Origin of the sequence: Pseudomonas ficuserectae, assembly GCF_024584585.1 — a bacterium.
Taxonomy (GTDB): Bacteria; Pseudomonadota; Gammaproteobacteria; order Pseudomonadales; family Pseudomonadaceae; genus Aquipseudomonas; species Aquipseudomonas amygdali.
The window spans coordinates 5409106-5434727 of record NZ_CP085684.1 but is presented as its reverse complement, the minus strand read 5'-3'; the positions used below and the strand labels follow the sequence as shown (position 1 = coordinate 5434727).

Sequence of the window (25622 nt, the reverse complement as noted above, 5' to 3'; positions counted from 1 at the left end):
CGAACTCACTGAGCAACCAAGGTCTATTCTAACGGTGGATGATGAGCACATGAGCGATATTCCTAAAGCAGCGACTGCCTTTGCTGCCTCGACGCCGCGTTTTGCAGGCAAATTTCCGGACAATGACTCAGAGGAGCTATGGGTAGCGGATATCAAGGCATGTGTGTCGGGCGGCATGTGTCAGGTTTTTAGAGATGTGATGTTTGTTGAGGCCCAGGGAGCAGCATATATCTTCGGAGTCGAGAACGAGGACGGCTGTCCCAAAGGTGTCAGAGCCGAATTAGCTGAGCGACAACAAGCCTTTGTCGACTTTATGCGAGAGCAAAACGAAATCATGGATCGGGCTATAGGAGGTTTTGGCGCCCTGTTCCAAGGCTCAGAATACGCTAGTGAGGCAAGGGTGACCGCCGCATATATGATTCATCGAAAACATCTGAAATACCTCGCCCTGGGTTACCGGAATCGTGAAGGTGAGTATTTACGTGAAAAATTCGATGACTCAAATGAGTTTCTTGAAAGTGCTCGCTCGATGTTGTCTTTCGACGAACTGGACCGCTGATCTGTAGCAATTCTAATAGTCGCATCCGGACATGACAGACCTCTCGCCCCAGCAAGTGCTTCTTGAATATCCGGCTGTTGGTGGTCACATGGAGCTGCTTCTTGACGTGGAGCTATGACTGACAATCCGAGCGACAGTCACTAATCCACAGTCGATCTGAAAGGCGTCGGTCCACCCGTTTTGCCTAGGTCTGATGATTTCTTCGCTTCGTGTTTGTTGAGAATTGCTCCAAGGGTCGTGCGCGTAACGAAGATCGGTAGACGATCAGTGAGACCGCTTTGATCATCTAAGAATAGCGGCTCTGGAATAGGTGTGGGCTTTTCCATGCTTTGCTCTCGAGTCTAAATGAGACAGATATCCGCCGCAGATCAGTTGCGGCGGTCTTCGTAATACTTAATCCGGAGTAGGATCTCTATTAATGAAATCTGCAAACTCATCGGATCCGCTCACACTATCACCGTCGAACCTCTCGTGCTTGTCGGAAAGGGACGCTTTGCTATTCTCATTGATCGAAGCCGCAACCCTGCCGCCCGCCGTCTCTGCTACCGCTGCACTGGCTCGACTGCTTATGCTCTGTCCCACTTGTTCAGCGATGAGCGCCCCGGCACTTGCTGCCAACCTTCCAGTCTGGGCCACCCTCGAAGCATAGCCTGTGTTCTGTCCATTGCCCATGGCTTGCCCAAAAGCCGATTGTCCCGAACCACTCGTTGTGTGCTGCTCGCTGCCGGAACCATATTCAAAGTTACCTGCATCAGTGGAGCCGCTGTCCATGTGGGCTTCAGCAGCTTTAAAGGCAGCCGTGAGTGCTGAAGTGCCTCCAGCTATCTCGTTGGCTCCCGCCAATGCGGTGCTCGCTGCCGAAGTTACGGTAGAAGCAGCCATGGTTGCTGCCCCTATCGCAGCTCCGGCGCCGAAACTACCGATGCCCGAGGTCTGCCCTCCAGAGCTGATGATACCGGCAAGCATTGGAGGTAGCTTATTGACCAAGGTGAGCAATACCACGGATGCGACCAGCAGTACGCATAGGCTATTCAGGTCAGGCGTCCCAACTGAAAAGGCCTGGTAGTACTGGTCCAAAAATGATTTTCCTACACCGATCAGAAACGTCATGGTGAAAAGTTGGATGCCGACGCCAAGTACAGTTTTGTAGTAGTTGATCGCTATATCCGAGGTCCATTGGCTACCGCCAAACCCTAGAAGGAAGATCCCGGCGTAGGCCAGCAACCATGCCGAGATGAGCAGCAGGAGCATGTTCACGGCGATCAGTGCAAGGATCACCAATACTACGATAGCTGCCGCGAGCATCAGGGCGGTGACTACCGGGTATAGCAGCGAGGCTGACTCGCTGACTTTAGTGAGAATATTGAAGCCTATGTCTACGATGCTCGACGGCGACAGGCCACTCCCAAGCCCAGAAGCTTTTGCGCTGACCTCTCGCATCGAGTCGATGATGGATAAAGAGATAACCGGTCCATGAATTAGTAACCACCAGAAGAATCCCAAGGTTACAAAGAATCGAATGGTCTCGGCGAAGAAGGCTTGGATGTCTGCGTTACGCAGGATCATCAGGCCATAAGTCCAAACCATGCTTATGGATGCGAGCCCCCAAAACAGCCATGAGGCGTGTTCTGTGATCTCGTCTTTCCAAGTCACTGCAACCGTCGAGAAGTTATCCAGAATGTTGTTGAGCATATCGCCGCTGTCCAGGCCCGCTGCTTGAGCCGTACTGCTGAATGCTAGCGCGATGAGCAGCAGGTGGATTGGTAGTAGCCTTTTCATAGAGTCACCATTTCCTGTCTGAGCTTTGGGTGTTTTTATGCCCCAGGACACACGCTTCCTGGTTGTTCGTTTTAGGCGACGCCTGCTCTGTTTGTGGCGCTCCGCAACCAGAAGGCTTGGTGTCATCAGGGGCTCCGCAACCACTGGTCAGTAACGCGATGAGAACAAGCCCCGTGGTTCGCCGAATGAAAGCATTCATATCGTCACCACTGCCTGTCTGCGCTTTGGCTATTGCGGCCGCTGAGAGCTTTTCGATCCGCAGCAAACTTTTGAGCGTCACGATCAGCCTCCACCTGTGCGTTGGTTGCAAGCGCGTTTTGCTGTGCAATTAGGAGGCTGCGGATTTGTAAAAGCTGATTGGTTTGCGCGCTGGCCAATTGGTTTGCTGATTGAATCGCCTGCATCTGGCCGGTAGCACCGCTCGCCGCACGCTGCACGCTTGCAAGAGCTTGGGCATCGGATTGCAAGGTTTCTTGCTGACGCGAGACGCTTGTTAGAAGGGCGTCATTTGCCCTTTTTCTAGCTGTAGTGGCATCGCTCTGCGAGTCGGCAATTGCTTGTTGGTCTTGAGCCGTACACGTGTCCATACCGATGCAGGGTGCATTAGCGTAGTGAGCAGCATCCCTATAACGCGAAAGGTACTGCTCTAAGCTCCCTGCTTGATTTTTGTAGTAGCTGAGTGTGTCCTGAGCCGCGAGTAGCTTTGAAATCGTCTGGTCAGCCTCACTCCAGATGTAGGCCGCCGGCGCAGCTGTGTTCTGCAGCATGGTTTGGTATTGCTGAAGCTGAATTTTGTACTGCTCAATCTGTTTGGCTACTGCCGCAACGTTCTGAATTGCGCTAATGGTCGTTTGGCTGGTGTTCGCGCCGTCGAATACTGGAACGCCTGCCATTGCGATGTGAGGTATGGCCGCGGCGATAAGTACACTAATCCACCGTGGGGTTTCTGGAATTTTCATTTGGACTCCAAAGGGTAGGATGAGGTGAATTTTTTAGCCGCTAAAATTTCAGCGCCTGTACCAGTCGGAGCATTTCGTCCTGGTTGGTCTCAATCCGCTTTAAAAGTGCGCGTACGACTGCGGGCGTCCAATTGCCACCACAGACAGCCAGCTTGGGGTCATCTGTTAACCACAGCTTTAGCAATCCACCTAATCTGCCTTGGTCAGCGTTAATCTTTACGATTTGCAATACGTAGGTGGAATCCAGCGTGCTCTTGACCTCGTATCCGAGGCTCAAACGGCGTAGATATTCCGCCACTGTCAGACCAACATTTGCTGCGTTCTCTTTAATCGTTTGCTCTTCGTCAGGTAACACCGGCACTCGCAGATGCTTTCCGTGTTTTCGTGTGTGTTCCTGCTGTTTGTGAGGACTCATTTTTAACCTCCTTCTGGTGTTCATAACGTCGCGGAAGCGACCTGCCTCGCAGAGCAAGACAGCATTGAGTGCCGCAGGCGCGAATACGCGATAGTGAAATTGGCTAACCGACTTGTCGGTTGGCTAACTTCACCTATCTTGCCCTCGAAATCACCGTTGTTTAGCCAAACAGTGTCCATTTCTCCGAGCGAACTACAGCATTGTTTTGCCGCACAAAAGGAAACTAATCGGTAGAACAACGGAATTGTTCGGCAGATGAACGTGAAAAGCGGTATTGATCGCTGTAGCAACGAAAAAAGTCTGGTTGCTGATAGCTTGTTTGGTCTGTTTAGTGCGTCTTGTTATCCGCATTTATGAGTACGCGAGCATATCGGCGAAATGCTTGGTAACCGAAATTGATTACTCCCTCTTCGCTGAGTGTTTTCCAAATGCTCAGCAGTGAGCATCCTCGCTGAACTGCATCCTCTATCTCTGATCTATGTATGATCATTACCGCGCGGTGCGCCAAAGAACTTTCTGGTTTTGCGCTTTGAATTACACGCTCTGCGATTCTGAGGCTTAGTGATTTCATTGCGTTTCTCTGGTCGCCTTATTGGCCTTGCTCCGAGCGAGGCCCCTCATCTGTCACGTCGCATTAGGGCGACGAGTTTGGGCTACGCGTAGTTTTCTTTAATTTGCCTAGATACTCCAAGCCTACGTCAGAGCGCTTGCTTGCATTGACACTTGGGGGGCTGTCGCGCGCCGTACTAACTGATTTAGCAGGACTGTTCTCCTGAACGTCCTGTGACGTCAGCGCTGTAAAATTGAAGGCCCCTTCTCGGTACCGCTTGAGCGCGCCATGAAACCAGCGGATCGGCGTAGTCTTGATTGCCCCTGACTTTATCGCTGCACATAACTCGTCGAGCATGCGTTGTCGATCAAGTGGATCTACCTGCCCCAGTGCTTTGAAAACTTGCTCACTGGTTTCCGTAAGCATCGGAGCGGTCAGTCGCAGTTCCTGCTGGACCTCGCCAAGGATAGGGGGGTGGGTTGTAGTAGTATTTTTTGTTTTTGGTTTTTTTGTTTTGTAAGTATTTATAGGTCTATGGTTATCCGAAATCGGGTCGCCCGAATGTGGGTTTTCCATATACGGGAGATCTTGGCTAATTTCGGTCACTTTAGAGTTTTCGGGCTGATCCCTCAGCCGCCATTCGTACCCAGCATAATGGCCGCGTGTATCGTATTTTTGCTCTACTTTCAAGTACCCAGCGTGCTGTAACTCCTTTATCCCGGACCTGATTGCGGTAGTCCCTGTTTTATACTTGACTGCCAGGCGTTCAACGCTTAGGTGTTCATAACCTGGCGGTAAAGAAAGCAATGCTGAGATTAGTCCCTTCGCCTTGAGGCTTAGATTTTCATCATTGATTATGTGATTGGGTATCATCGTAAAGCCTCTTGATTGGCTTTGTCTTTCCACGAGCAAAGTTATAGACATACCGCTAGCCCTGATCGATGGCTTTGGCTACATCAGCAGTACGAAAATAAATCCTTCGTCCAATCTTCACTTTGCAAGGTAGGAATTTTCTAGAGACCTCGTTATCACCGCTCAAGCTAATCCGTAGACCGTCCTTGCTTCGATGAAGTACCTCCGCCAGCTGATCAATAGACAAGAGCGGGGCCCCAGAAAAAAGCGCGCGTATTGACTCTTCGGTTGTCATATTTTAAGTCTCGTTCGGTTAGCTTCAAATATCCTATGACAACTTCCACTGGTATTGGAAGCTTTTCTTTAAAATTATCTTGGCATCTATAACTTTAGCTAAGCTAGTTGGGCTGGTGTTACGTAAATTTTAGCGGCTAAAATTTTAGCGGCTAAAATTTTGTTCCTAATGGAAATGGCTGCTAGCTTTGCGGCCAGGTTCTCTGATCTGAGATGCGTTACCGCTTCAGTATCCGCACTGATTTGTGGTCTCTACACTGGAAACCTCAAGGTCAGAAAGGCCGCCGTCAACGAGAGGGCTCACCACCCAGTGCCTTAAACCATGAAATCCGGCGGCGTGAACTTTTTAACGAAAACTCCTGTATTTAGGAAGTCGGCTAAATTCGGAAACCCCAAGAGGGATTTTGTTAGTTTTAGAGAAATTTATTTGCCACTTGATATTAATATTTATAACTTTAGCTAAACTTTGCTTTGGAATTAACTAAGAAGGTTAAATGGACGCGACGCGCTTTTTAGTCGCTAAATTTTTTTCCTAATAGCCATAGCGTCCAGTTTTTCCACCAAGTCCTCTGACCGTAGGTGCGTGTATCGTTTCAACATCTGCATTGATTTGTGGCCGCTAATACTGGAAACCTCTTGGTCAGAGAGGCCTCCTTCAACGAGGCGGCTCACGGCCTCGTGCCTTAGATCGTGAAATCTGAAGTCTGGCAACTCAAGCTTTTTAACGAGCAACCTCCACGTTTTGGTAAAGGCATAAGGGCGACGCTTTGTATCCTTGCCGGGTTCACCGAAGAACACCAGATTGCATTCACTCGGTCGAGCTGGATTTTCCATGGCCGATTGGAAGAGTGCTGTCGCTCGCTTGCTCAAAGGCACAGTGCGTTGTGCGTCGTTCTTCGTATCCACAAGCTTCACGATACGACGCTCCAGATCAACTTGGGATTTACGTAGCGAACTGATCTCTGCAGACCGCATACCTGTCTCTAGAGCGATACCAACGATCCAGCCGAGCATGGGGTTGCTGTGCTTATTCATGGCGATCAGTAACCGGCGCTCCTCGTCAGGTGATAGCCGACGATTTCGGCCTTCTCCCGGGCTCGGCTTGCGGATGTTCAGGACCGGATTGAATGCGAGGCCCAGCCCCCACTCTTGAATTGCAACGGTGAATAGATGGCTCAGTAAAGCCAGCTCCAGGCGAACAGTGTTGTTGCTGGTAGTACCAGCGCGCCCTTTTTCATTCAGGCGCTTGTCGCGATACCCTGCGATGATTTCAGCGGATAGGGCGGCCAGTGAATATTTGCCCAGATGCTCGATGAGCTTCTTGGCCTTCGAGGTTTCGCCACGCTGGGTGGTGGGCTTCTTGGTGGGGGTGATGTCACTCAAGTATCGCTTGAGGGCTGCCTCCAACGTCATGCGCTCGGAGCCGCTGCGCTGGATATACACACCTCTGACCATTTCGTCTTCGGTGCGACGTGACCAGTCCTCCGCATCGCGTTTGGTGCGGAAGGTTTTAGCCACAGTTGGCCAGCCAGTTTTGCGGATCAAAGCCTTCCAGGTGCCGGAAGGAGTTTTGACTAATGTTGCCATCTGAAAGGACTCCAAAGGTGTACTGGCGCACCAGTACTGTACCGATTTTGTACCTTTGGACCATAGGACTGTATTAGTGTAGAACCACCCAGAAACGCGAAAGCCGCGCAATGCGCGGCTTTCAAAGGTGGTGGGCCCACACGGACTCGAACCGTGGACCAAAGGATTATGAGTCCTCTGCTCTAACCAACTGAGCTATGGGACCTCAGTAGGCCGCGGATTATAACGGCGGTTTCGCGGCTGTGCTATCCGAAACGTCCGAAAGATTCATAAGAAGAAATCTCGCGCTGAATTCTTCGGGTTGAAGGGGCAGGCTGATGATGTAGCCCTGGATTTGTTCGCAGCCCTCGCGGGTCAGGAATTGCTGCTGTTCGCTGTTCTCTACGCCTTCTGCTATCACGGTCAGTTGCATGCTGCGCCCAAGGGCGATGATGGCGCGGACGATGGCGGCGTCGTGGGTGTCCTCGGGTAGTCCGCGAACGAAGGACTGGTCGATCTTGAGGATGTCCAGCGGCAGGCGTTTGAGGTAGCTCAGGGAGGAATAGCCGGTGCCGAAGTCGTCGATGGTCAGTTGTACGCCGAGTTTCTTCAGTTTGTGCAGCACTGCCAGCGCTTCCTGGGTCTGGCTCATGATGAAGTTTTCGGTGATTTCCAGTTGCAGGCAGCCTGGCTCCAGGCCGTTGTCGGCCAGTAGTTGTTCGATGTGTTCGACAAGGTTCGTCTGGCGCAGTTGAGCGCCTGCAAGGTTGACTGACACTAGGCCGAACGGCTGGCAGGTTTTGCGCCATTTGCCCATCTGTTGGCAGGCCTGCTCCAGCACCCATTCGCCGATTTGCAGGATCATGCCGTTTTCTTCGGCCAGCGGTATGAAGTGTTCGGGTGGCACGTCGCCGAAGGTCGGGTGGTTCCAGCGGATCAGCGCTTCTGCGCCTATCAGCGTGTGGGTCAGAAGGCTGATTTTGGGCTGGTAGGCCAGGGACAGCTGATTGCGGTCTAGCGCTCTTCTCAATTCCTGTTCAAGGGCAATACGTTCGCTGGCCTGTGTGGTCAGGTCGCAGGTGTAGCTTTCGACCCGATTGCGGCCCTTGGCCTTGGAGCGGTACATAGCGGCGTCGGCGTTTTTGACCAGTGTTGCTACGTCGGTGCCGTCAGTCGGGAAAACACAGCTGCCAATGCTCGGGCTGATGTAGAGCTCATGTTCGCCAGCTTCAAAAGGCGTGTTGAAGCAGGCCAGCAGTTTGTTGGCAATGGCTTGTGCGTCGCTGGGCTGCAGCAGGCCAGGTAACAGAACGATGAACTCGTCACCACCAAGGCGCGCGACCGTGTCGACATCGCGCAGGGTCTCCTTGAGCCGGTGTGCGATGCCCTTGAGCAGCAGATCGCCGACCGGATGGCCCAGGCTGTCGTTGATGTGTTTGAAGCGGTCCAGATCGAGGAACAGCACTGCGCCAAGGCTGCCGGATTCTTCGCTGTGCAGTAATGCCGATTGAAGGCGACTCTCGAACAGGGTTCGGTTGGGCAGGCCGGTGAGTGGGTCGTGGTGGGCCTGGTAGTCGAGGCGCGCCTGGGCGTGTTTGAGGCTGGAGATGTCAGCGAAGACGGCGACGAAATGGGTGGTGAGGTTGGCTTTGTTGCGCACTGCATTGATCGTCAGCCAGCTTGGGTAGAGCTCGCCGCTCTTGCGTCGGTTGCTGATCTCGCCCTGCCAGTGGCCATCGGCTGCAAGTTGATGCCACATTGAGGCATAGAACGCGCTGTCATGCTGGCCTGAGGCGAGCAGGCGAGGCGTCTGGCCGATGGCTTCGCTCTCGCTGTAACCGGTGATCTCAGTGAAGGCACGGTTGACTGCATTGATGCGCTGGTTGGTGTCGGTAATGAGCACGCCCTCGGCTGTGCTCTCGAACACCGTTGCAGCCAAGTGCAGTTTTTCCTGCATTTGTCTGCTTTCGGTTATATCCCGTGCAATCGTCAGCAGGCAGTCGTCGCCTGCGATGACGATCGGGTGCGAGGACAGTTCGCACAGTTTGATACTGCCATCAACATTACGAAGCCGGGCCCTGAAGTCCCGGACGGATCCGTGCCGCTTCAGTTGCTCAATGAGCCTGGAGCGGTCGCCCAGATCCACCAGACACCCAGGTCGAATGTCGAGTGCTCAAGGCAGTACGCTTCGCTATACCCCGTGATGCGGCAGAAACCTTCGTTCACCTCTAAAAGCATTCCGTCCTGTTGGCGGGTGATAGCCAGCCCGTCAGGCGAGGCATGAAACGCCTTGGCGAATTTTTCTTCGGAAAGTTGAAGTTGCTGCTGGGCCTGCTTGCGCTGGGTGATATCACGCACTATCACCAGTACGGCTGGCGTCGAGCTCTGGTCGAAAGGCTGAGCGGACATGAGCCCGGAAAAGGTTTCGCCGTTCTTGCGCCGAAAGGGTATCTCCAGATTATGAATGTTGCCTGTCTGCAGTTGCTGCAAAACTTTTGGGCCTATACCTGGCACTGCCCACAAATCCAGTTGGGTGGGCGTTTTCCCAATCACTTCGTCAAGGGTGAGGCCGGTCCGTTCAACGAACGCCGCGTTGGCATCCATGATATGCCCGTCGGCAAGGCTTGCGATAATCATGGCGTCCGGGCACTGAGCGAAGACCGAGGCGAATTTTCCCTCGGACAGGCACGACGCTTCCCGGTCATTGGTGTCGATTATTACTTCACGCATATGCGGCTTACGTCCGTGTCTGACTATCGCTGATATTGTTGTGGCGTGAATTTGTAACAATCACTGGCCAAGGCTCGACTGGCAAGCGCTTGTGTCCTGTGTGATACATAGTTGTAGGTCAATTCGCCATGGCCTGCAATTAGACCGACGTCTGACCTCTGTTTGATTTGATCAATTGACGACTGGACCTGCAAATCCGGATTTCTTTTTCCCGGAAACGCAAAACCCCCGGCAGGCCGGGGGTTTTGTTGACTCGCTGGTGCGATTACTCGTCGAGGAACGAGCGCAGGTGCTCGCTTCTTGTCGGGTGACGCAGCTTGCGCAGTGCCTTGGCTTCTATCTGACGAATCCGCTCGCGGGTAACGTCAAACTGCTTACCGACCTCTTCAAGCGTGTGATCGGTATTCATGTCGATGCCGAAACGCATGCGCAGAACTTTTGCTTCACGGGCGGTAAGGCCCGACAGCACTTCGCGTGTCGCTTCTTTCAGGCTTTCAACAGTGGCGACATCGATTGGCGACTGCATGGTCGAGTCTTCGATGAAGTCACCCAGATGCGAATCTTCGTCGTCGCCGATCGGGGTTTCCATGGAGATCGGCTCTTTTGCGATCTTCAATACCTTGCGGATTTTGTCCTCAGGCATTTCCATGCGTTCGCCCAGCTCTTCCGGGGTCGGTTCGCGACCCATTTCCTGCAGCATCTGCCGGGAAATACGGTTGAGCTTGTTGATTGTCTCGATCATGTGCACCGGAATACGGATGGTGCGGGCCTGGTCGGCAATCGAGCGAGTGATCGCCTGACGGATCCACCAGGTGGCATAGGTCGAGAACTTGTAGCCACGACGGTATTCGAACTTGTCCACAGCTTTCATCAAGCCGATGTTGCCTTCCTGGATCAGATCGAGGAATTGCAGACCACGGTTGGTGTACTTCTTGGCGATGGAGATCACCAGACGCAAGTTCGCTTCAACCATCTCTTTCTTCGCGCGGCGGGCCTTGGCCTCACCGATCGACATGCGACGGTTGATGTCCTTGATCTCGGCTATTTTCAGGCCGGTCTCTTCTTCCAGTGCCGACAGCTTCTGCTGGCAACGCTGGATGTCAGGCTGCAGACGACCAATGGCTTCGGCGTATTTGCTCTTGCCCTTGGCCAGTGCGTCAGTCCAGCTTTCGTCAACTTCGTTGCCCGGGAACTGGCGAAGGAAGTCGGCGCGCGGCATACGTGCATCACGTACACACAGCTGCATGATGGCGCGTTCCTGAGCACGAAGACGCTCAAGAGCACCCCGCACACGCTCTACCAGACCTTCAAACTGCTTTGGAACCAGTTTGATCGGCATGAACAGTTCGGCAAGTGCAACCATTTCGGCAATGGCGTGCTTGTCGTCGCGACCGAATTTCTTCAGCGCCTTGCGGGTGATTTCCATTTGATCGGAAACTGCACCGAAGCGCTGCTGGGCGATGACCGGATCGGGACCGCTTTCGACTTCGTCTTCGTCGTCGCTGGCGTCTGCCGATTCTTCCTCGTCGTCATCGGTGCCTTCGGCCTTGACGGCTTTGGGATCGACAGGCGGAGGTACTTCGGCAGGCGGCGCAATGCCGTCGTCCGGGTCGATATAGCCGCTCAGAACATCGGAGAGGCGACCGCCTTCGCTGGTGACACGTGTGTATTCGGAAAGAATATGGTCAACCGTGCCAGGGAAGTGCGCAATTGCGCCCATCACTTCACGGATGCCTTCTTCGATACGTTTGGCGATTTCGATTTCGCCTTCACGGGTCAGAAGTTCAACGGTGCCCATTTCACGCATGTACATACGAACGGGATCGGTGGTACGCCCGATGTCGGTCTCGACCGCTGCCAACGCTGCAGCCGCTTCTTCTGCGGCTGCCTCGTCGGTATCGGCGTCGGCCAGCATCAAGGCGTCCGCATCCGGAGCACTCTCGTGTACCGGGATCCCCATGTCGTTGATCATGCGGATGATGTCTTCCACCTGCTCGGGATCTGAAATATCCTCAGGCAAGTGGTCGTTGACCTCTGCGTAAGTCAGATACTTCTGCTCACGACCCAGGGTGATCAACTCTTTGATACGAGATTGCTGTTGCGCTTTTCCGGACATAACACCCTATCCACTGAAGGTCTTGGCGGGCAAAAAACAAGCCGAGGATTATACCCGAGCTATGACCTCACGCGCCAGTTGAGGTCGGGGTTTGTGCGGGAACATTGCGATTTAGCAGTTCCCTAAGCTGAATTTTCTCTTCTGCGCTCAACTCGGTTTGACGAGCCTTGCTGATCAGATGTTCCAGACTGCGCTCGCGTTGGCGAGCGGATAAGCTAGTTATAGTGTCGAAAAACTGTTGTTCAAGGTTGTCGGCCTCAATCAGCCATTCCTTTTCTGCCAGAGCGCGCAGCAAACGGCCCTGTTCAGTCCCGTGCCACCTCGCTATCAACTGTAACGACCGCAGGTTGGGATTCTTTTGCCTGGCTTCGATAAGGGCGACCAGCAGTTGCGCGTTAGATTGGTCTTCTGCAGCGAAATGGCTGGCATTTTCGACCTTTTCGGCCAGTTCAGGGTGATGCAGCAATGTTCTCAGTGCGGCCTGCATGGGTGGCTCGACAGCGGTCGGTACACGCGGCGTTCGAGGTTCGAAGTCCTGACGCTTGCCTTTTTTGCCCCAGGATTTGTTGTCCCATTTTTTTTGATTCTGACCGCCGGTTTTCTTTGGCGTCCATTCCTGCTGTGGCTCATAACCGCCTTGAGGCTGGTAATCGGCAAAGTCAGGCATGGCGTCGTAATCGATATAGGGGTCGTAGCTCGGTGGCGCATCCACCGGCGCGCTCTGTACCAGTTGACTGACGGCCTCGCCGGTAAGCCCGGTAATTTCGGTCAGGCGTTGGCGCATCAGAATGCGCAGGTTCGCCCCAGGCACTTTATCGATGAGTGGCGCCGCGAGGGTGGCCATGTGCGCCTTGCCTTCCAGCGAGCGTGGGTCAGACTCTTTGGTCAGTTGCTCGAAAAAATAATCGGCCAGTGGCTGGGCGTGCTGATTGATGCGCGCCTTGAACGCGTCGGTGCCTTCGGAGCGCACCAGCGTGTCCGGGTCTTCGCCTTCGGGAAGAAACAAAAAGCGCGCCCGACGCCCGTCCTGCAGGTTCGACAGGGTGGCTTCCAGTGCCCGCCACGCGGCATTGCGCCCGGCCTGATCGCCGTCGAAGCAGAACAGCACGTTGGGCACGACCCGGAACAGTCGTTTCAAATGCTCCTCGCTGGTCGCGGTACCCAGCGTGGCCACGGCATTGCGCAAACCTTGCTGCGCCAGGGCGATGACGTCCATGTAGCCTTCAACGACGATGATTTCATCGAGGTTGCGATTGAATTTGCGGGCTTCGAACAGCCCGTACAGCTCCTGGCCCTTGTGGAAAACCGGTGTTTCCGGCGAGTTCAGGTACTTGGGCTTGTCATCACCCAGTACGCGACCGCCAAAGGCGATGACGCGTCCGCGCGAGTCGCGTATCGGAAACATCACCCGGTCACGGAAGCGATCATAGCGTTTGCCGGTTTCGGCGTTCTCGATCAGCAAACCGGCATCGATCATGACCTTTTGCTGCAGTGAGTCGCTGCTCAGGTGCTTGTACAGGTTGTCCCAGCCTGGCGGAGCAAAGCCCAGGCCAAAGTCTCTGGCGATTTCACCGGACAGCCCGCGGCCTTTGAGGTAATCCACCGCTGCCTTGCGCGATGGATGGCTTTTCAACGCCTGGCGATAGAACTCGGCGGCGGCGGTCAGCAGCGGGTAGAGCGGGGAATCGGTTGGCTGGCGGGGCTTCTGGCCTTTTACGCCCTGTTCGCGAGGCACTTCCATGCCTGCTGCTTTGGCGAGGTCTTCGACAGCCTGGGGGAAATCCAGATTGTCGTGATCCATGATGAAGCCGAGCGCGTTGCCGCCAGCGCCGCAACCGAAGCAGTAATAGAACTGTTTGTCCGGGCTGACGCTGAAAGAAGGTGTTTTCTCTTTGTGGAACGGGCAGCAGGCGGTGTAGTTCTTCCCGGCTTTCTTGAGCTGCAAGCGCGAACTGACTACATCGACAATGTCGGTGCGGTTCAGAAGGTCGTCGATAAAGCTCTGGGGAATCAGCCCGGCCATGGCGTTCTCATCATTCAAGCGTGGTGCAAAAGTATCGGGAGACTCTACGAGCGTTCCGTCAGCCTGTCAGCCGTCTTTTTGAAGACGTGGGCAATCAACGGGCACGTCTTTGCATCCGATGGGCGGTGTGGGCCTGAAAGGGGAATAAACTTGAGCCTGCGGGCAGGTCATAAGGCTTCACGCTGGGTGTCCACCTGAGGGTGACAAAACCCGGTTACATAAGCCTGGGTGCACGGAAGACGCTGCCTTGGCTGAGCTTCTTGCGAAGTCATCAAGGCATACTCGTCTTATCATCGACCGGTCTGCTGCCCGAGTGGGCATGTCCGACGTAGCCTGTGAACAGGCTGGACGTGCTTGATTGAATGTCTGAGTCGCATCGGCGGCCTGGACGAGGTCAATCAATCTAGCTTACGCGCAATCCAGTTAACGCAAAAAAGCGAAGCTGGAACTGCCGACAGCCCGGCTGGTTGGCCGGGCAAGGCAGAAGCTTGCGACGAAGGTCTGTAAATTAATACAGACGAACGGCGCGGCGCTGTTCGCGCTGGACTTTCTTGGCGTGGCGTTTGACAGCAGCTGCTGCCTTGCGCTTACGCTCCGAAGTCGGCTTCTCGTAAAATTCGCGGCTACGAACTTCAGCCAGAACACCGGCTTTTTCGCAGGAGCGCTTGAAACGACGCAGAGCTACGTCGAAGGGTTCGTTCTCTTTAACTTTGACGGCTGGCATCCAGAGCTACCTTCATTCATTACCGGGGTCAACGCTTAGTGCAAACACTGCACAAAAGTACGTCGGTTTTTAAGGGTTGCGGATGTTAACCCCTCATTGAGAGGAATGCAAAGCCTCTGATCGAAAACCGCTGGTCGGCACCTCGGTCGACGACTATTATGCGCGCCTTCAAATCTGCCCCCTACAAGGCGCAACCCCATGCTAGTACTGGGATTAGAAACCTCCTGCGACGAAACCGGTGTCGCGTTGTACGACAGCGAACGCGGTTTGCTCGCGGACGCATTATTCAGCCAGATCGACCTGCATCGTGCCTATGGCGGTGTGGTGCCGGAGCTGGCTTCGCGCGATCACGTCAAGCGCATGCTGCCGCTGATTCGCCAGACACTGGCCGAGGCGGACTGCGTGGCCACTGACATCGACGCCATTGCCTACACGGCCGGACCGGGTCTGGTAGGTGCATTGCTGGTCGGCGCCTCGTGCGCTCAGGCGCTGGCATTCGCCTGGGATATCCCGGCGTTGGGTGTTCACCACATGGAAGGCCATTTGCTGGCCCCGATGCTGGAAGAAAACCCGCCGCAGTTCCCGTTCGTCGCTTTGCTGGTGTCCGGTGGTCATACGCAACTGGTGCGCGTCGATGGCATCGGTCAGTACGAACTGCTGGGCGAGACGCTGGACGATGCGGCAGGTGAGGCGTTCGACAAGACCGCCAAAATGATGGGCATGCAGTACCCAGGCGGCCCGGAGATTTCCAAGGCGGCGATGCAGGGCGTGGCGGGGCGTTTTGTCTTTCCCCGGCCAATGACCGATCGCCCCGGGCTGGAATTCAGTTTCAGCGGCTTGAAAACTTCTGCGCTCAATACCTGGCAGCAATGTCAGGGCGCTGGAGACGACAGCGAGCAAACCCGCTGCGACATCGCTCTGGCGTTCCAGCAGGCGGTAGTGGAGACTTTGACCATCAAGTGCAAGCGTGCGCTCAAACAGACTGGCCTCAAGAGCCTGGTCATTGCGGGCGGCGTCAGCGCGAATAAGGCGCTGCGGGCTTCGCTGGAAAGCATGCTCGGCGACCTGCGCGGAAATGTTTACTACGCAAGGCCCGAGTTCTGTACCGATAACGGCGCAATGATCGCCTTTGCGGGCTGTCAGCGTTTGCAGGCAGGGCAGAAGGAAGATTTGAGCATCAGCGTGCAGGCGCGTTGGCCCATGGAGCAGTTGCCGGGGCTGTGATGACAGGCGAGGGTGAGATGATTTCAGGTTGCCCTTCAGAAATGTCGTTCGCGCCCGGCGAGCAGGTCGCGTAGATTGCCGCGATGGCGCCAGACGATGAGCAGCGTCAATACGCTCATCGGCAACAGCGCATGAGGTTCTTGCCATGCCAGTAATGGCAGGGTCAGCGGTGTGGCAATCAGGGCGGCAAGCGAGCTGGTACGCGTCAGGTAGAACGTCAGCAACCAGGCCGCTATGGCAAGGGCGGCTGCGGGCGGGTACAGCCCCAGCAGCACGCCGGCGGCTGTTGCGACACCTTTGCCACCACGGAAGCGAAAGTACACTGGGAACAGGTGGCCCAGCACTGCGCAGACGCCGATCCAGCCCTGTTGCGCGATGTTCAGGTTCCAGGCGCTGGCGATCAGGATTGGCAGCAGGCCTTTGCAGAGGTCGCCAAGCAGGGTCAGGATGGCCAGTTTTTTTCCGGCCAGACGCAGCATGTTGGTAGCACCGGCATTGCCCGAGCCACTGGCGCGCGGGTCTGGCCTGCCGCTCAGGCGGCTGAGCAGAATGGCGAAGGACAGCGAGCCAAGCAGGTAGGCGAAGGTGGCCAGTAACCAAAACATGCTAACCATTCCGGGCGAGGATGCCCTGATTCTAACGGCGCATCGCGCCCTTGTCGTGCAGTGGAGAGTAGTGCTTGGACAGAGTTTTCATCGAGGGCCTTGAGGTTGATACGGTCATCGGCGCCTATGACTGGGAGCGCGGCATTCGCCAGTGCCTGCGTCTGGACCTCAGCTTCGCCTGGGACAATCGCCCTGCAGCGGCAGGCGACGACCTGAGCAAGGCCCTCGACTACGCCAGTGTTTCGACACGTATTCAGGCTTTCGCCGAGCAGGCTCAGTTTCAGTTGGTAGAGACCTTCGCTGAGCGGCTGGCTGAAGTGCTGATGAGCGAATTCAATATTCCCTGGCTGCGTCTGAAACTGACCAAGCCGGGTGCCGTAGCGGCCGCTGCCGGTGTGGGCGTGGAGATCGAGCGCGGATGTCGCTGACGCGGATTTTCCTCGGCCTGGGGAGCAATATCGAGCGCGAACGTCACCTGCATGCCGGGCTGGATGCGCTGGATGGCTTTTTGACTGACCTCAGTTGCTCGCCGGTTTTTGAAAGCCATGCGGTGGGCATCAAGAGCGGGCCGTTCTTCAATCTGGTGGTGTCGGCGTTGACCGATCTGCCGTTGATGGAGCTTGATCGCCGCCTGAAATTCATCGAGGCCGACAATGGCCGCTATGCCCCGGATCGCAAAGGGCTGCCGCTGGATATCGATGTGCTGTTGTATGGCGAGCAGGTCGGCAATTTTGACGGGCTGATTTTGCCCAGAGCGGAGATTCTGAAGAATGCCTTCGTGCTGTGCCCATTGGCATTGATTGCCCCTGAACGTCTGCATCCGGGTGTGGGGATTGCCTTCAGCAAGCTTTGGGCTGACGCGCAGATCGATCAGCAGCTCTGGCCGGTAGCGTTTGAGTGGCGCGGCATGGGTCTTACGCCTGAGAGTCTGCTGCGTAGCTAGCTGAGTGGGTTCGTGGTTCTCGGGTGCTGAGGATCGGACGCAGAGCGTCCAGGGCTGCGCTCCCACGCTGGAGCGTGGGAGCGCTAGTAGTCAGTTAGAGTCAGGCGACGTGCTCCGCCTTATAGATTTTCAGCGCCTTGAGGCGTTCGTTCTTTAGCGCGTCGCCCAGTTCCTTGCCCTTGAAGCCCTTCTCCAGCAGCGGCTGTACTGACACCGTTCGAGCGGCCTGTGCTGCACCGCGCAGGTAATCAGCCTGTGGATAACTGCGTTGTTCGAAGCCGTGACGTCCTCGCGCGTCCATCTCGCACGCCGCAATGAACTCTTCAAAACGCTGCGGGCGGCGGTAGACGTCGAAACTTTGCAGCAGCTCCAGCAAAGTCGAGGGTTTCAGTTCCAGCGCCCGATGGCCGTGGGTGTGGTACTGGCCGACCAGCAGTGCCAGTTCCTGACATTCCCTGGGCACCCGAAAACGCTCGTTGGCCGCTTTAATCAGGCGCAGGCCGGTATGTTCATGGGCGATGTGCCTGGGCCATTCGGCTTCCGGCGTCAGCCCCTTGCCCAGATCGTGCAGCAGGCAGGCCCAGCGTACGGTCAGCGGGTGTTTGTGAATCGCAGATTGCTCAAGCACGCTGAGGACATGTACGCCGGTGTCTATTTCCGGGTGATGTGCAGCGGGTTGCGGTACACCAAACAATGCCTCGACCTCAGGCATCAGTTCCTTGAGCGCGCCGCAGTCGTGCAGTACCTGGATGAACACCTGAGGCTGCTCTTCCATGAGCGCGCGTGAGATTTCCTTCCAGCTTCGCTCGGCGGTCAGCGCCTTGAGTTCGCCGGATTCACTGAGCTGGCGCATCAGTCCCAAGGTCTCGGGTGCGATGGTGAAACCGTAACGTGCGTAGCGCGCTGCGAACCGGGCCACGCGCAAGACCCTAAGCGGATCTTCGGCGAATGCGGGCGAAACGTGGCGCAATATTCGCGCTTCAAGGTCTTTCTGACCGTTATACGGGTCGGTCAGGTTTCCGTCCTTGTCTTCGGCTATGGCATTGATCGTCAGGTCGCGCCGAATCAGGTCCTGCTCAAGCGTTACCTCGGGGCTTGCATGAAAAACAAAGCCTCCATAGCCCACGCCGCTTTTGCGCTCGGTGCGCGCCAGCGCGTATTCCTCATTGGTCAGCGGGTGCAGAAACACCGGGAAGTCTGTGCCGACCGGGCGATAGCCCTTGACCAGCATGTCCTCAGTGCTCGCGCCGACCACGACCCAATCGATATCAGTGACAGGTTGACCCAGGAGGCGGTCGCGTACAGCACCGCCCACTTTATAAATCTGCATAAAAAGCCTCCGTAAGCGCGACAGGATAAACCTTGTGCCGTGCTTGCGGAGGCTAAAGCTGCATGAGCAGCCGTTTAAACAGCCTTTTCCCTAACGCCTAAAGGTGGACGACCGCCATATCAAGCCGGGGATACTCACTGTCGGCATGCTCGCCTTTTGGAGGTACGTGATGGGTCTTGACCACCTGATCGCCCTGCAAGGTTTCGAGATGGATATCAAAGCCCCACAGCCGGTGCAGGTGCTTGAGCACCTCGTCAGTCGAATCGCCCAGCGGTTTTCGGTTGTGCTGTTGGTGGCGCAGGGTCAGCGAGCGATCGCCTCGGCGGTCGATGCTGTAGATCTGCACGTTGGGCTCCCGATTGCCCAGGTTGTATTGCGCAGCGAGGATCTCGCGAATGGTCCGATAACCGTTTTCATCATGAATGGCAGGCACCAGCAGGTCTTCCTGCTGGTCGTCGTCCATGATGCTGAACAGCTTGAGGTCGCGAATCACCTTGGGCGACAAGTATTGGAGAATGAAGCTCTCGTCCTTGAAGCTGGTCATCGCAAACTTGATCGCCGTCAGCCAGTCGGTGCCGGCAATTTCCGGAAACCACTGCCGGTCCTCATCGGTAGGGTTTTCGCACATCCGGCGTATGTCCTGATACATGGCAAAGCCCAGCGCGTAGGGATTGATGCCGCTGTAGTAGGGGCTGTCAAAACCGGGCTGGAAAATCACGCTGGTGTGCGACTGCAGAAACTCCATCATGAAGCCGTCGGTGACCAGCCCTTCGTCGTACAGGTCGTTCATCAGCGTGTAATGCCAGAACGTTGCCCAGCCTTCGTTCATTACCTGGGTCTGGCGCTGTGGATAAAAGTACTGCGCGATCTTACGCACAATGCGCACCACTTCGCGCTGCCAGGGCTCCAGCAGCGGCGCGTGTTTCTCGATGAAATAGAGAATGTTTTCCTGCGGCTCGGCAGGAAAGCGTGCGTTGTCCTCTTTGCTGTTTTTTTCGGCGTTCTTCGGAATAGTGCGCCAAAGATCGTTGATCTGGCGCTGAAGATGTTCTTCCCTATCCTTCTGACGCCGCCGTTCCTCTTCAGCGGAAATCGGATACGGACGCTTGTAGCGGTCCACGCCGTAGTTCATCAACGCGTGGCACGAGTCGAGCAAATCTTCCACGGCGTCGATGCCATGCCGCTCCTCGCATTGCATGATGTACTGCTTGGCGAACACCAGATAATCAATGATCGAGCTGGCGTCGGTCCAGGTGCGGAACAGGTAATTGCCCTTGAAGAAGCTGTTGTGGCCATAGCAGGCGTGCGCAACGACCAGTGCCTGCATGCAGATGGTGTTTTCTTCCATCAGGTAGGCAATGCAAGGGTCCGAGTTGATCACAATCTCGTACGCCAGCCCCATCTGGCCACGCGAATAGGATTTTTCAGTGCTGAGGAAGTGTTTGCCGTATGACCAGTGATGGTAGCCCAAGGGCATGCCCACCGAGGCGTAGGCATCCATCATCTGTTCGGCAGTGATCACCTCAATCTGGTTGGGATAGGTGTCCAGAGCATACCGCTCGGCAATTCTGCCGATCTCACGGTCGTAGGCCCGGATCAGTTCAAATGTCCACTCTGACCCCGTGGAAAGGGGTTGGCGCTTCTGCTCTCTGGCGGTCATGACACTAACCTTCGCTGGAAGAGTTCGCGGAATACCGGATAAATATCACCGGCAGAGACCAGCTGCTGCTGGGCGAACGTGTCGGCATAGTCTTCACCGATGCGCTCGTATTCGTACCACAAGGCCTGGTGCTCACGCGGCGTGATTTCCACGTACGTGTAGTACTGCACGAAGGGCATGATCTGTTTGGTCAGGATTTCCCGGCAAATGGGCGAGTCGTCGTTCCAGTTGTCTCCGTCCGAGGCCTGTGCCGCGTAAATATTCCAGTCGCTGCTCGGGTAGCGTGCGGCCATGATTTCCTGCATCAGTTTCAAGGCGCTGGAAACGATGGTGCCGCCCGTTTCCCGGGAATAGAAGAACTCTTCTTCATCCACTTCACGGGCGCTGGTGTGGTGGCGAATGAACACAACGTCGATCTTGTCGTAATTACGCTTGAGAAACAGGTACAGCAGGATGAAGAAGCGCTTGGCGATGTCTTTGGTCGCCTGGGTCATGGATCCGGAGACGTCCATCAGGCAAAACATGACCGCTTTGGAGCTGGGGTTGGGTTGTTTGACCAACAGGTTGTACTTAAGGTCGAACGTGTCGAGGTACGGTACGCGACGAATACGTGCTTTCAGTCGATCGATTTCTACTTCCAGTTCCTGAATATCGCCGAAGTTGTCGGGCTCTTCGCGCTTCATACGCTCAAGCTCGACAGTTGCCTCTTTGAGTTTTGCCCGGCTGCTGCCGGACAGCGCAATGCGTCGCGCATGCGCCGAGCGCAGGGTGCGGATGATGTTGATACGTGAAGGGTTGCCTTCGTTGCTGATACCCGCGCGCACGGTCTTGAAGGTGTCGGTACCGGTCAGGTTGCGCTTGACCAGGTTCGGCAGCTCTAGGTCTTCGAACATGAATTCAAGGAACTCTTCCTGAGTAATCTGAAACGAGAACTCATCCATGCCTTCGCCGGAGTTGCCTGCCTTGCCAGGCCCTTTGCCGCCACCGCCGCCTTGAGGGCGGGCGATGTGCTCGCCTGTGGTGAACTCCTTGTTGCCTGGATGAACAACGGTCTGTTTGCCGCCACGACCGTGATGCAACACCGGTTCGTCGATGTCGCGTCCGGGAATGCTGATCTGCTCACCGTGTTCCATGTCGGTAATGGAGCGCCGGCTGACCGCTTCCTCCACTGCCTTTTTAATGTGGTCACGGTAACGCCGCAGAAACCGCTGCCGGTTTACCGTGCTCTTGTTCTTGCCGTTGAGACGTCGGTCGATCACATAGCTCATAGGCTCCTCCGAGGAGCTTCAAGTTGTAAGCTTCAAGCTGCAAGCGAGCGCGCCATCGATCCCGAAGCCGGGCCTCGATCGCTTTTCGCTTGCAGCTGATAGCTTGAAGCTTGCAGCTGCTTTATTGCGATTTCCGCACGCGCAGATACCATTCGGACAGCAGACGTACCTGCTTGTCCGTGTAGCCCCTCTCGACCATTCGTGTGACGAAGTCGTTGTGCTTCTGCTGATCCTCCTTGCTGGCCTTGGCATTGAAGCTGATGACGGGCAATAGGTCCTCGGTGTTGGAGAACATTTTCTTCTCGATCACCACGCGCAGCTTCTCGTAGCTGAGCCAGGTCGGATTCTTGCCGTTGTTATTGGCGCGGGCACGCAGCACGAAGTTGACGATTTCGTTGCGGAAGTCTTTCGGGTTGCTGATGCCGGCCGGTTTCTCGATCTTTTCCAGCTCCTCGTTCAAGGCCACGCGATTGAGAATCTCGCCGGTTTCCGGATCGCGGTATTCCTGATCCTGAATCCAGAAGTCTGCATACAGCACGTAGCGGTCGAAAATGTTCTGACCGTACTCGCTGTAGGATTCCAGGTACGCCGTCTGGATTTCCTTGCCGATGAACTCGATGTAGCGGGGTGCCAGGTATTCCTTGATGAAACGCAGGTAGCGTTCACGCGTTTCGGCCGGAAATTGCTCCTGTTCGATCTGCTGTTCCAGTACGTACAGCAAGTGCACCGGGTTGGCAGCAATTTCGTGTGGATCAAAGTTGAAGACCTTGGACAGAATCTTGAACGCGAAGCGGGTAGAGAGACCGTTCATGCCTTCGTCGACGCCCGCACTGTCGCGGTATTCCTGGATCGACTTGGCTTTGGGGTCGGTATCTTTCAGGTTTTCGCCGTCATACACGCGCATCTTGGAGTAGATGTTGGAGTTGTCCGGCTCTTTGAGGCGCGACAGCGTGGTGAATTGTGCGAGCATCTTCAAGGTGTCAGGTGCGCAATGCGCTTTGGACAGCGAGCTGTTGAACAGCAGTTTGTCGTAAATCTTGATCTCGTCGCTGACACGCAGGCAGTACGGCACCTTCACGATGTAGATACGATCGATGAAGGCTTCGTTGTTCTTGTTGTTGCGGAAGCTGTGCCATTCCGATTCGTTGGAGTGCGCCAGCAGAATACCGGTGAACGGGATGGCTCCCAGCCCCTCGGTGCTGTTGTAGTTACCCTCCTGGGTCGCGGTTAGCAGCGGGTGAAGGACCTTGATCGGTGCCTTGAACATCTCGACGAATTCCATCAGGCCCTGGTTGGCCCGGCACAGTGCGCCCGAGTAGCTGTACGCGTCGGCGTCGTTCTGTGGGAATTCTTCCAGTTTGCGAATATCGACCTTGCCGACCAGCGCGGAAATATCCTGGTTGTTTTCGTCGCCGGGCTCGGTTTTCGCTACGGCGATCTGGTTGAGAATCGAAGGGTAGAGCTTCACAACCTTGAACTGGCTGATGTCGCCACCGAACTCGGCCAGGCGCTTGGTCGCCCACGGCGACATGATAGTGCTCAGGTAGCGTCGCGGAATTCCGAAGTCTTCTTCCAGAATCGCGCCGTCCTCAGTGGCGTTGAACAGGCCCAGAGGCGACTCGAAGACTGGCGAGCCCTTGATGGCGTAGAACGGGACTCTTTCGATCAGTTGCTTGAGCTTTTCAGCCAGGGACGACTTACCGCCGCCAACCGGGCCGAGCAGGTAAAGGATTTGCTTCTTCTCTTCCAGGCCTTGGGCGGCATGGCGGAAATACGAAACAATCTGGTCGATGCATTCTTCCATCCCGTGGAAGTCGGCAAAGGCTGGATAGCGGCGTATCACCTTGTTGGAGAATATTCGCGAGAGCCTGGAGTTGGTAGAGGTATCCACCAGTTCGGGCTCGCCAATGGCCAGCAGAAGACGTTCTGCGGCAGAGGCATAGGCGCTGCGGTCCTGTTTGCAGAGCTCCAGATACTCCTGTAGCGAGAGCTCTTCTTGCCGTGTGCTTTCGAAGCGTTGTTGGAAGTGGCTGAATATACTCATGACGTCACCTCGCTCGATACGTGGAGCCGGCGGCGGATCGTCAGTCGATGCTGGCAGCGACCGCGATGCGGCTGCTGTTTCCCCCCAGAACACCTTAAAAGTAACTACCGATGACCCACGCGCCGGTGTACCGGCTCTCCCCTGAATACGGATGGCCTAGGCTAAGGATAGTTCGGATTCGGAAAGATAAAGAAGGGATGCGCGAGAAGACGGGCTGACCGTTCGTCAGATGGCTCGCGAGCCCGCGTAGAACGCGGGATCAGCTGTCATAAAAATATTTTTTATCAGCCTTGCACGGTTTCGTCAGGGTAAGTGGCGCGCCACAGCTCGAAACCACCGTCGACGCTGTACACATCGGAGAAACCCTGGCCGACCAGATAGGCTGCGGCGCTCTGGCTGGAGTTGCCGTGGTAGCAGACAACGACTAGCGGCTTGTCCAGATCGGCCTTGGCGATGAAGTCGGCAATCGAGTGATTGTCCAGATGCACGGAGTCAGGAATGTGATTGCTTTGAAAGGTCTGCGCATCACGAACATCGACCAGCACTGCGCCTTGCTCGCGCAGCGCCTGTGCCTCTTCAGGTGGAATACGTTTGAATTCGGTCATTGCCTGGGCTCCTGAGCCTTGGGGTTAGTGGCGGTGCCGGCCTGTGCGCTTGTAACAAGCCCGTTGGCGGCATGGCCGACAGCATCGCAATTGCACTGGTGACGTTCAAGGGTATCAACGTTGAGCAGCGTCATCGAACCTCCCCAGACACATCCACTGTCGAGGGCAAAGACGCCCGGCTCGTCGCAGCGACCCTCAAGCGCCGCCCAGTGGCCAAAAATGATTTTCAGCTCACGGGTCTTGCGTTTCGGGTGGCTGAACCAGGGCGCATAGCCAGGTATGGCGGTTTCAACGCCTTCCTTGCTCTTCAGGTCGAGCTTGCCATCGCTGGTGCAGAAGCGCATACGGGTGAAGTAGTTGGTAATGACCCGCAAACGCGTGACGCCTTGCAGGTCGTTGTCCCACTTGGCCGGCTCGTTGCCGTACATGCCGTCGAGAAAAGCGCCATATAGCTGGTCTTCCTGAAGTGCCTGCTCGACTTTGGCTGCGTGCTTCAAGGCCTTTTTCAACGACCACTGCGGCGCGATACCCGCATGCACCATGGCAACGTTGCGTTCTGCATCGTAGTGCATCAGCTTTTGCCGACGCACCCAGCCGAGCAATTCGTCACGGTCCGGCGCTTCAAGGATTTCGCGCAGCGTGTCGCCTTTTTTGAGCAGTTCGTGTTTACGGGCGACCGCAAGCAGGTGCAGGTCATGATTGCCCAGCACGCACACCAGCGATTCACGGAGGCCGTACAGGTAGCGAAGTGTTTCCAGCGATTGCGGGCCACGATTGACCAAGTCGCCCACCAGCCAGAGTCGATCATGCTCGGGGTTGAAGTGGACGTGCTCGAGCAGGCATTGCAGAGGTTCAAGGCAACCTTGCAGGTCACCAACGGCGTACACCGCCATCAGTGCAGCGAACCCGGGACGGCCAGACGAAAGGGCTTTATGACCGCATCAAAGCGTTTACCGTCTTCAGCCAGCATCTGATAAGAACCCTGCATATTGCCCACGCGGGTGGTCATTACCGTACCGCTGCTGTAGGTATGGCTTTTACCGACCTCGATCAACGGTTGCTGACCGACCACGCCCTCGCCGCGTACCTCTTCGACATGGCCGTCGCCGTCGGTGATGACCCAATGACGCGACAGCAGCCTGGCAGATAATTTACCGTTGTTGTGCACGGTGATGGTATAGGCGAAAGCGAAGCGATTCTGCTCGGGTTGCGACTGTTCCGAGAGAAAGCGTGTGACGACGCTGACGTCGACCTGGTAACGAGAATCGGGCATGCAATAGGCCTTGAAATCCATAACGAAAAAAGGGCGTGTGCGGCAGGTAGACAAGTCTAGGACAAGTAAGCGGGAAATGACGACTGGCAGTGCCGTTTACTTG

The 25622-nt window shown here is 55.7% G+C and carries 22 protein-coding genes, 1 tRNA gene and 1 pseudogene; 4 read left to right on the top strand and 20 right to left on the bottom strand.

All coding sequences use genetic code 11. The features are described 5' to 3' along the window. The first annotated feature begins 49 nt into the window (after positions 1–49). Positions 50–559, top strand: coding sequence for a hypothetical protein (locus LJU29_RS24375; protein WP_257111288.1), 510 nt, complete (start codon positions 50–52; stop codon positions 557–559). Positions 560–952: 393 nt separating this feature from the next. Here the strand turns inward: LJU29_RS24375 and trbL are convergent, their stop codons facing one another. The 12 genes and pseudogenes from trbL to rpsU form a co-directional block, all read right to left on the bottom strand. Further along, on the bottom strand, positions 953–2464 hold the full coding sequence (gene trbL / locus LJU29_RS24370) for a P-type conjugative transfer protein TrbL (protein WP_257111287.1): 1512 nt from the start codon (positions 2462–2464) through the stop codon (positions 953–955). 77 nt (positions 2465–2541) lie between these two features. After that, positions 2542–3297 carry a P-type conjugative transfer protein TrbJ gene (gene trbJ / locus LJU29_RS24365; RefSeq protein ID WP_257111286.1) on the bottom strand — a complete coding sequence of 252 codons (756 nt, stop codon included), beginning with the start codon at positions 3295–3297 and terminating at the stop codon, positions 2542–2544. A gap of 40 nt (positions 3298–3337) precedes the next feature. Beyond that, positions 3338–3712 carry a conjugal transfer transcriptional regulator TraJ gene (traJ, locus tag LJU29_RS24360; protein ID WP_024651933.1) on the bottom strand — a complete coding sequence of 125 codons (375 nt, stop codon included), beginning with the start codon at positions 3710–3712 and terminating at the stop codon, positions 3338–3340. A 328-nt stretch (positions 3713–4040) separates the two neighbouring features. Then, positions 4041–4283 (bottom strand): TraK family protein, encoded by a 243-nt coding sequence (locus LJU29_RS24355; protein ID WP_080053433.1) that lies wholly within the window; start codon positions 4281–4283, stop codon positions 4041–4043. A gap of 63 nt (positions 4284–4346) precedes the next feature. Next, on the bottom strand, positions 4347–5186 hold the full coding sequence (locus LJU29_RS24350) for a helix-turn-helix domain-containing protein (protein WP_257111285.1): 840 nt from the start codon (positions 5184–5186) through the stop codon (positions 4347–4349). Between the two features lie 4 nt (positions 5187–5190). Then, entirely contained in the window at positions 5191–5409 is a 219-nt protein-coding gene (locus tag LJU29_RS24345) for a helix-turn-helix domain-containing protein (RefSeq protein WP_003433273.1), read from the bottom strand. 518 nt (positions 5410–5927) lie between these two features. Then, positions 5928–6995: an integrase gene (locus LJU29_RS24340; RefSeq protein ID WP_024649581.1), complete on the bottom strand. Its 1068-nt coding sequence runs from the start codon at positions 6993–6995 to the stop codon at positions 5928–5930. A gap of 128 nt (positions 6996–7123) precedes the next feature. Continuing rightward, positions 7124–7200: transfer RNA gene (locus LJU29_RS24335), tRNA-Ile, on the bottom strand. A 15-nt stretch (positions 7201–7215) separates the two neighbouring features. Next, positions 7216–9692: pseudogene (locus tag LJU29_RS24330) on the bottom strand (EAL domain-containing protein). A gap of 277 nt (positions 9693–9969) precedes the next feature. Continuing rightward, a complete protein-coding gene (rpoD, locus tag LJU29_RS24325; protein WP_002551876.1) occupies positions 9970–11820 on the bottom strand; it encodes an RNA polymerase sigma factor RpoD in 1851 nt (616 codons plus the stop codon). 67 nt (positions 11821–11887) lie between these two features. Further along, positions 11888–13843 (bottom strand): DNA primase, encoded by a 1956-nt coding sequence (dnaG, locus tag LJU29_RS24320; RefSeq protein ID WP_257111284.1) that lies wholly within the window; start codon positions 13841–13843, stop codon positions 11888–11890. Positions 13844–14351: 508 nt separating this feature from the next. After that, positions 14352–14567 (bottom strand): 30S ribosomal protein S21, encoded by a 216-nt coding sequence (rpsU, locus tag LJU29_RS24315; protein ID WP_002551877.1) that lies wholly within the window; start codon positions 14565–14567, stop codon positions 14352–14354. Between the two features lie 198 nt (positions 14568–14765). On the opposite strand from rpsU, the gene tsaD reads away from it, so the two are divergent. Continuing rightward, positions 14766–15791, top strand: coding sequence for a tRNA (adenosine(37)-N6)-threonylcarbamoyltransferase complex transferase subunit TsaD (tsaD, locus tag LJU29_RS24310; RefSeq protein ID WP_002551878.1), 1026 nt, complete (start codon positions 14766–14768; stop codon positions 15789–15791). Between the two features lie 35 nt (positions 15792–15826). Here the strand turns inward: tsaD and plsY are convergent, their stop codons facing one another. Then, positions 15827–16396, bottom strand: coding sequence for a glycerol-3-phosphate 1-O-acyltransferase PlsY (gene plsY / locus LJU29_RS24305; RefSeq protein ID WP_257111283.1), 570 nt, complete (start codon positions 16394–16396; stop codon positions 15827–15829). Between the two features lie 74 nt (positions 16397–16470). On the opposite strand from plsY, the gene folB reads away from it, so the two are divergent. Next, entirely contained in the window at positions 16471–16824 is a 354-nt protein-coding gene (folB, locus tag LJU29_RS24300) for a dihydroneopterin aldolase (protein WP_002551880.1), read from the top strand. Beyond that, positions 16815–17339, top strand: a complete 525-nt coding sequence (folK, locus tag LJU29_RS24295) for a 2-amino-4-hydroxy-6-hydroxymethyldihydropteridine diphosphokinase (protein WP_005744007.1) — start codon at positions 16815–16817, stop codon at positions 17337–17339. The genes folB and folK overlap by 10 nt, the downstream gene beginning before the upstream one ends. 100 nt (positions 17340–17439) lie before the next feature. On the opposite strand, the gene LJU29_RS24290 is transcribed toward folK, so the two are convergent. The 7 genes from LJU29_RS24290 to apaG form a co-directional block, all read right to left on the bottom strand. Further along, positions 17440–18669, bottom strand: a complete 1230-nt coding sequence (locus LJU29_RS24290) for a multifunctional CCA addition/repair protein (RefSeq protein ID WP_257111282.1) — start codon at positions 18667–18669, stop codon at positions 17440–17442. A gap of 97 nt (positions 18670–18766) precedes the next feature. Beyond that, a complete protein-coding gene (locus LJU29_RS24285; RefSeq protein ID WP_002551883.1) occupies positions 18767–20329 on the bottom strand; it encodes a SpoVR family protein in 1563 nt (520 codons plus the stop codon). Beyond that, positions 20326–21597, bottom strand: coding sequence for a YeaH/YhbH family protein (locus tag LJU29_RS24280; protein WP_005757952.1), 1272 nt, complete (start codon positions 21595–21597; stop codon positions 20326–20328). Before LJU29_RS24280 ends, LJU29_RS24285 begins: the two co-directional genes overlap by 4 nt. A gap of 121 nt (positions 21598–21718) precedes the next feature. Then, positions 21719–23641: a PrkA family serine protein kinase gene (locus LJU29_RS24275; protein ID WP_002551885.1), complete on the bottom strand. Its 1923-nt coding sequence runs from the start codon at positions 23639–23641 to the stop codon at positions 21719–21721. A gap of 284 nt (positions 23642–23925) precedes the next feature. Next, complete coding sequence (gene glpE / locus LJU29_RS24270; RefSeq protein ID WP_257111281.1) at positions 23926–24246, bottom strand: thiosulfate sulfurtransferase GlpE; 321 nt, start codon at positions 24244–24246, stop codon at positions 23926–23928. Further along, positions 24243–25139: a symmetrical bis(5'-nucleosyl)-tetraphosphatase gene (locus LJU29_RS24265; RefSeq protein ID WP_257111280.1), complete on the bottom strand. Its 897-nt coding sequence runs from the start codon at positions 25137–25139 to the stop codon at positions 24243–24245. The genes glpE and LJU29_RS24265 overlap by 4 nt, the downstream gene beginning before the upstream one ends. Continuing rightward, on the bottom strand, positions 25139–25519 hold the full coding sequence (gene apaG, locus LJU29_RS24260) for a Co2+/Mg2+ efflux facilitator ApaG/CorD (protein WP_057422416.1): 381 nt from the start codon (positions 25517–25519) through the stop codon (positions 25139–25141). Before apaG ends, LJU29_RS24265 begins: the two co-directional genes overlap by 1 nt. Positions 25520–25622 lie beyond the last annotated feature (103 nt).

Bases quoted from the DNA above. Each gene is read 5' to 3' on its own strand.
- LJU29_RS24375 (WP_257111288.1), top strand. From the start codon at position 50: ATGAGCGATATTCCTAAAGCAGCGACTGCCTTTGCTGCCTCGACGCCG.
- trbL (WP_257111287.1), bottom strand. From the start codon at position 2,464: ATGACACCAAGCCTTCTGGTTGCGGAGCGCCACAAACAGAGCAGGCGT.
- trbJ (WP_257111286.1), bottom strand. From the start codon at position 3,297: ATGAAAATTCCAGAAACCCCACGGTGGATTAGTGTACTTATCGCCGCG.
- traJ (WP_024651933.1), bottom strand. From the start codon at position 3,712: ATGAGTCCTCACAAACAGCAGGAACACACACGAAAACACGGAAAGCAT.
- LJU29_RS24355 (WP_080053433.1), bottom strand. From the start codon at position 4,283: ATGAAATCACTAAGCCTCAGAATCGCAGAGCGTGTAATTCAAAGCGCA.
- LJU29_RS24350 (WP_257111285.1), bottom strand. From the start codon at position 5,186: ATGTCTATAACTTTGCTCGTGGAAAGACAAAGCCAATCAAGAGGCTTT.
- LJU29_RS24345 (WP_003433273.1), bottom strand. From the start codon at position 5,409: ATGACAACCGAAGAGTCAATACGCGCGCTTTTTTCTGGGGCCCCGCTC.
- LJU29_RS24340 (WP_024649581.1), bottom strand. From the start codon at position 6,995: ATGGCAACATTAGTCAAAACTCCTTCCGGCACCTGGAAGGCTTTGATC.
- rpoD (WP_002551876.1), bottom strand. From the start codon at position 11,820: ATGTCCGGAAAAGCGCAACAGCAATCTCGTATCAAAGAGTTGATCACC.
- dnaG (WP_257111284.1), bottom strand. From the start codon at position 13,843: ATGGCCGGGCTGATTCCCCAGAGCTTTATCGACGACCTTCTGAACCGC.
- rpsU (WP_002551877.1), bottom strand. From the start codon at position 14,567: ATGCCAGCCGTCAAAGTTAAAGAGAACGAACCCTTCGACGTAGCTCTG.
- tsaD (WP_002551878.1), top strand. From the start codon at position 14,766: ATGCTAGTACTGGGATTAGAAACCTCCTGCGACGAAACCGGTGTCGCG.
- plsY (WP_257111283.1), bottom strand. From the start codon at position 16,396: ATGTTTTGGTTACTGGCCACCTTCGCCTACCTGCTTGGCTCGCTGTCC.
- folK (WP_005744007.1), top strand. From the start codon at position 16,815: ATGTCGCTGACGCGGATTTTCCTCGGCCTGGGGAGCAATATCGAGCGC.
- LJU29_RS24290 (WP_257111282.1), bottom strand. From the start codon at position 18,669: ATGCAGATTTATAAAGTGGGCGGTGCTGTACGCGACCGCCTCCTGGGT.
- LJU29_RS24285 (WP_002551883.1), bottom strand. From the start codon at position 20,329: ATGACCGCCAGAGAGCAGAAGCGCCAACCCCTTTCCACGGGGTCAGAG.
- LJU29_RS24280 (WP_005757952.1), bottom strand. From the start codon at position 21,597: ATGAGCTATGTGATCGACCGACGTCTCAACGGCAAGAACAAGAGCACG.
- LJU29_RS24275 (WP_002551885.1), bottom strand. From the start codon at position 23,641: ATGAGTATATTCAGCCACTTCCAACAACGCTTCGAAAGCACACGGCAA.
- glpE (WP_257111281.1), bottom strand. From the start codon at position 24,246: ATGACCGAATTCAAACGTATTCCACCTGAAGAGGCACAGGCGCTGCGC.
- LJU29_RS24265 (WP_257111280.1), bottom strand. From the start codon at position 25,139: ATGGCGGTGTACGCCGTTGGTGACCTGCAAGGTTGCCTTGAACCTCTG.
- apaG (WP_057422416.1), bottom strand. From the start codon at position 25,519: ATGCCCGATTCTCGTTACCAGGTCGACGTCAGCGTCGTCACACGCTTT.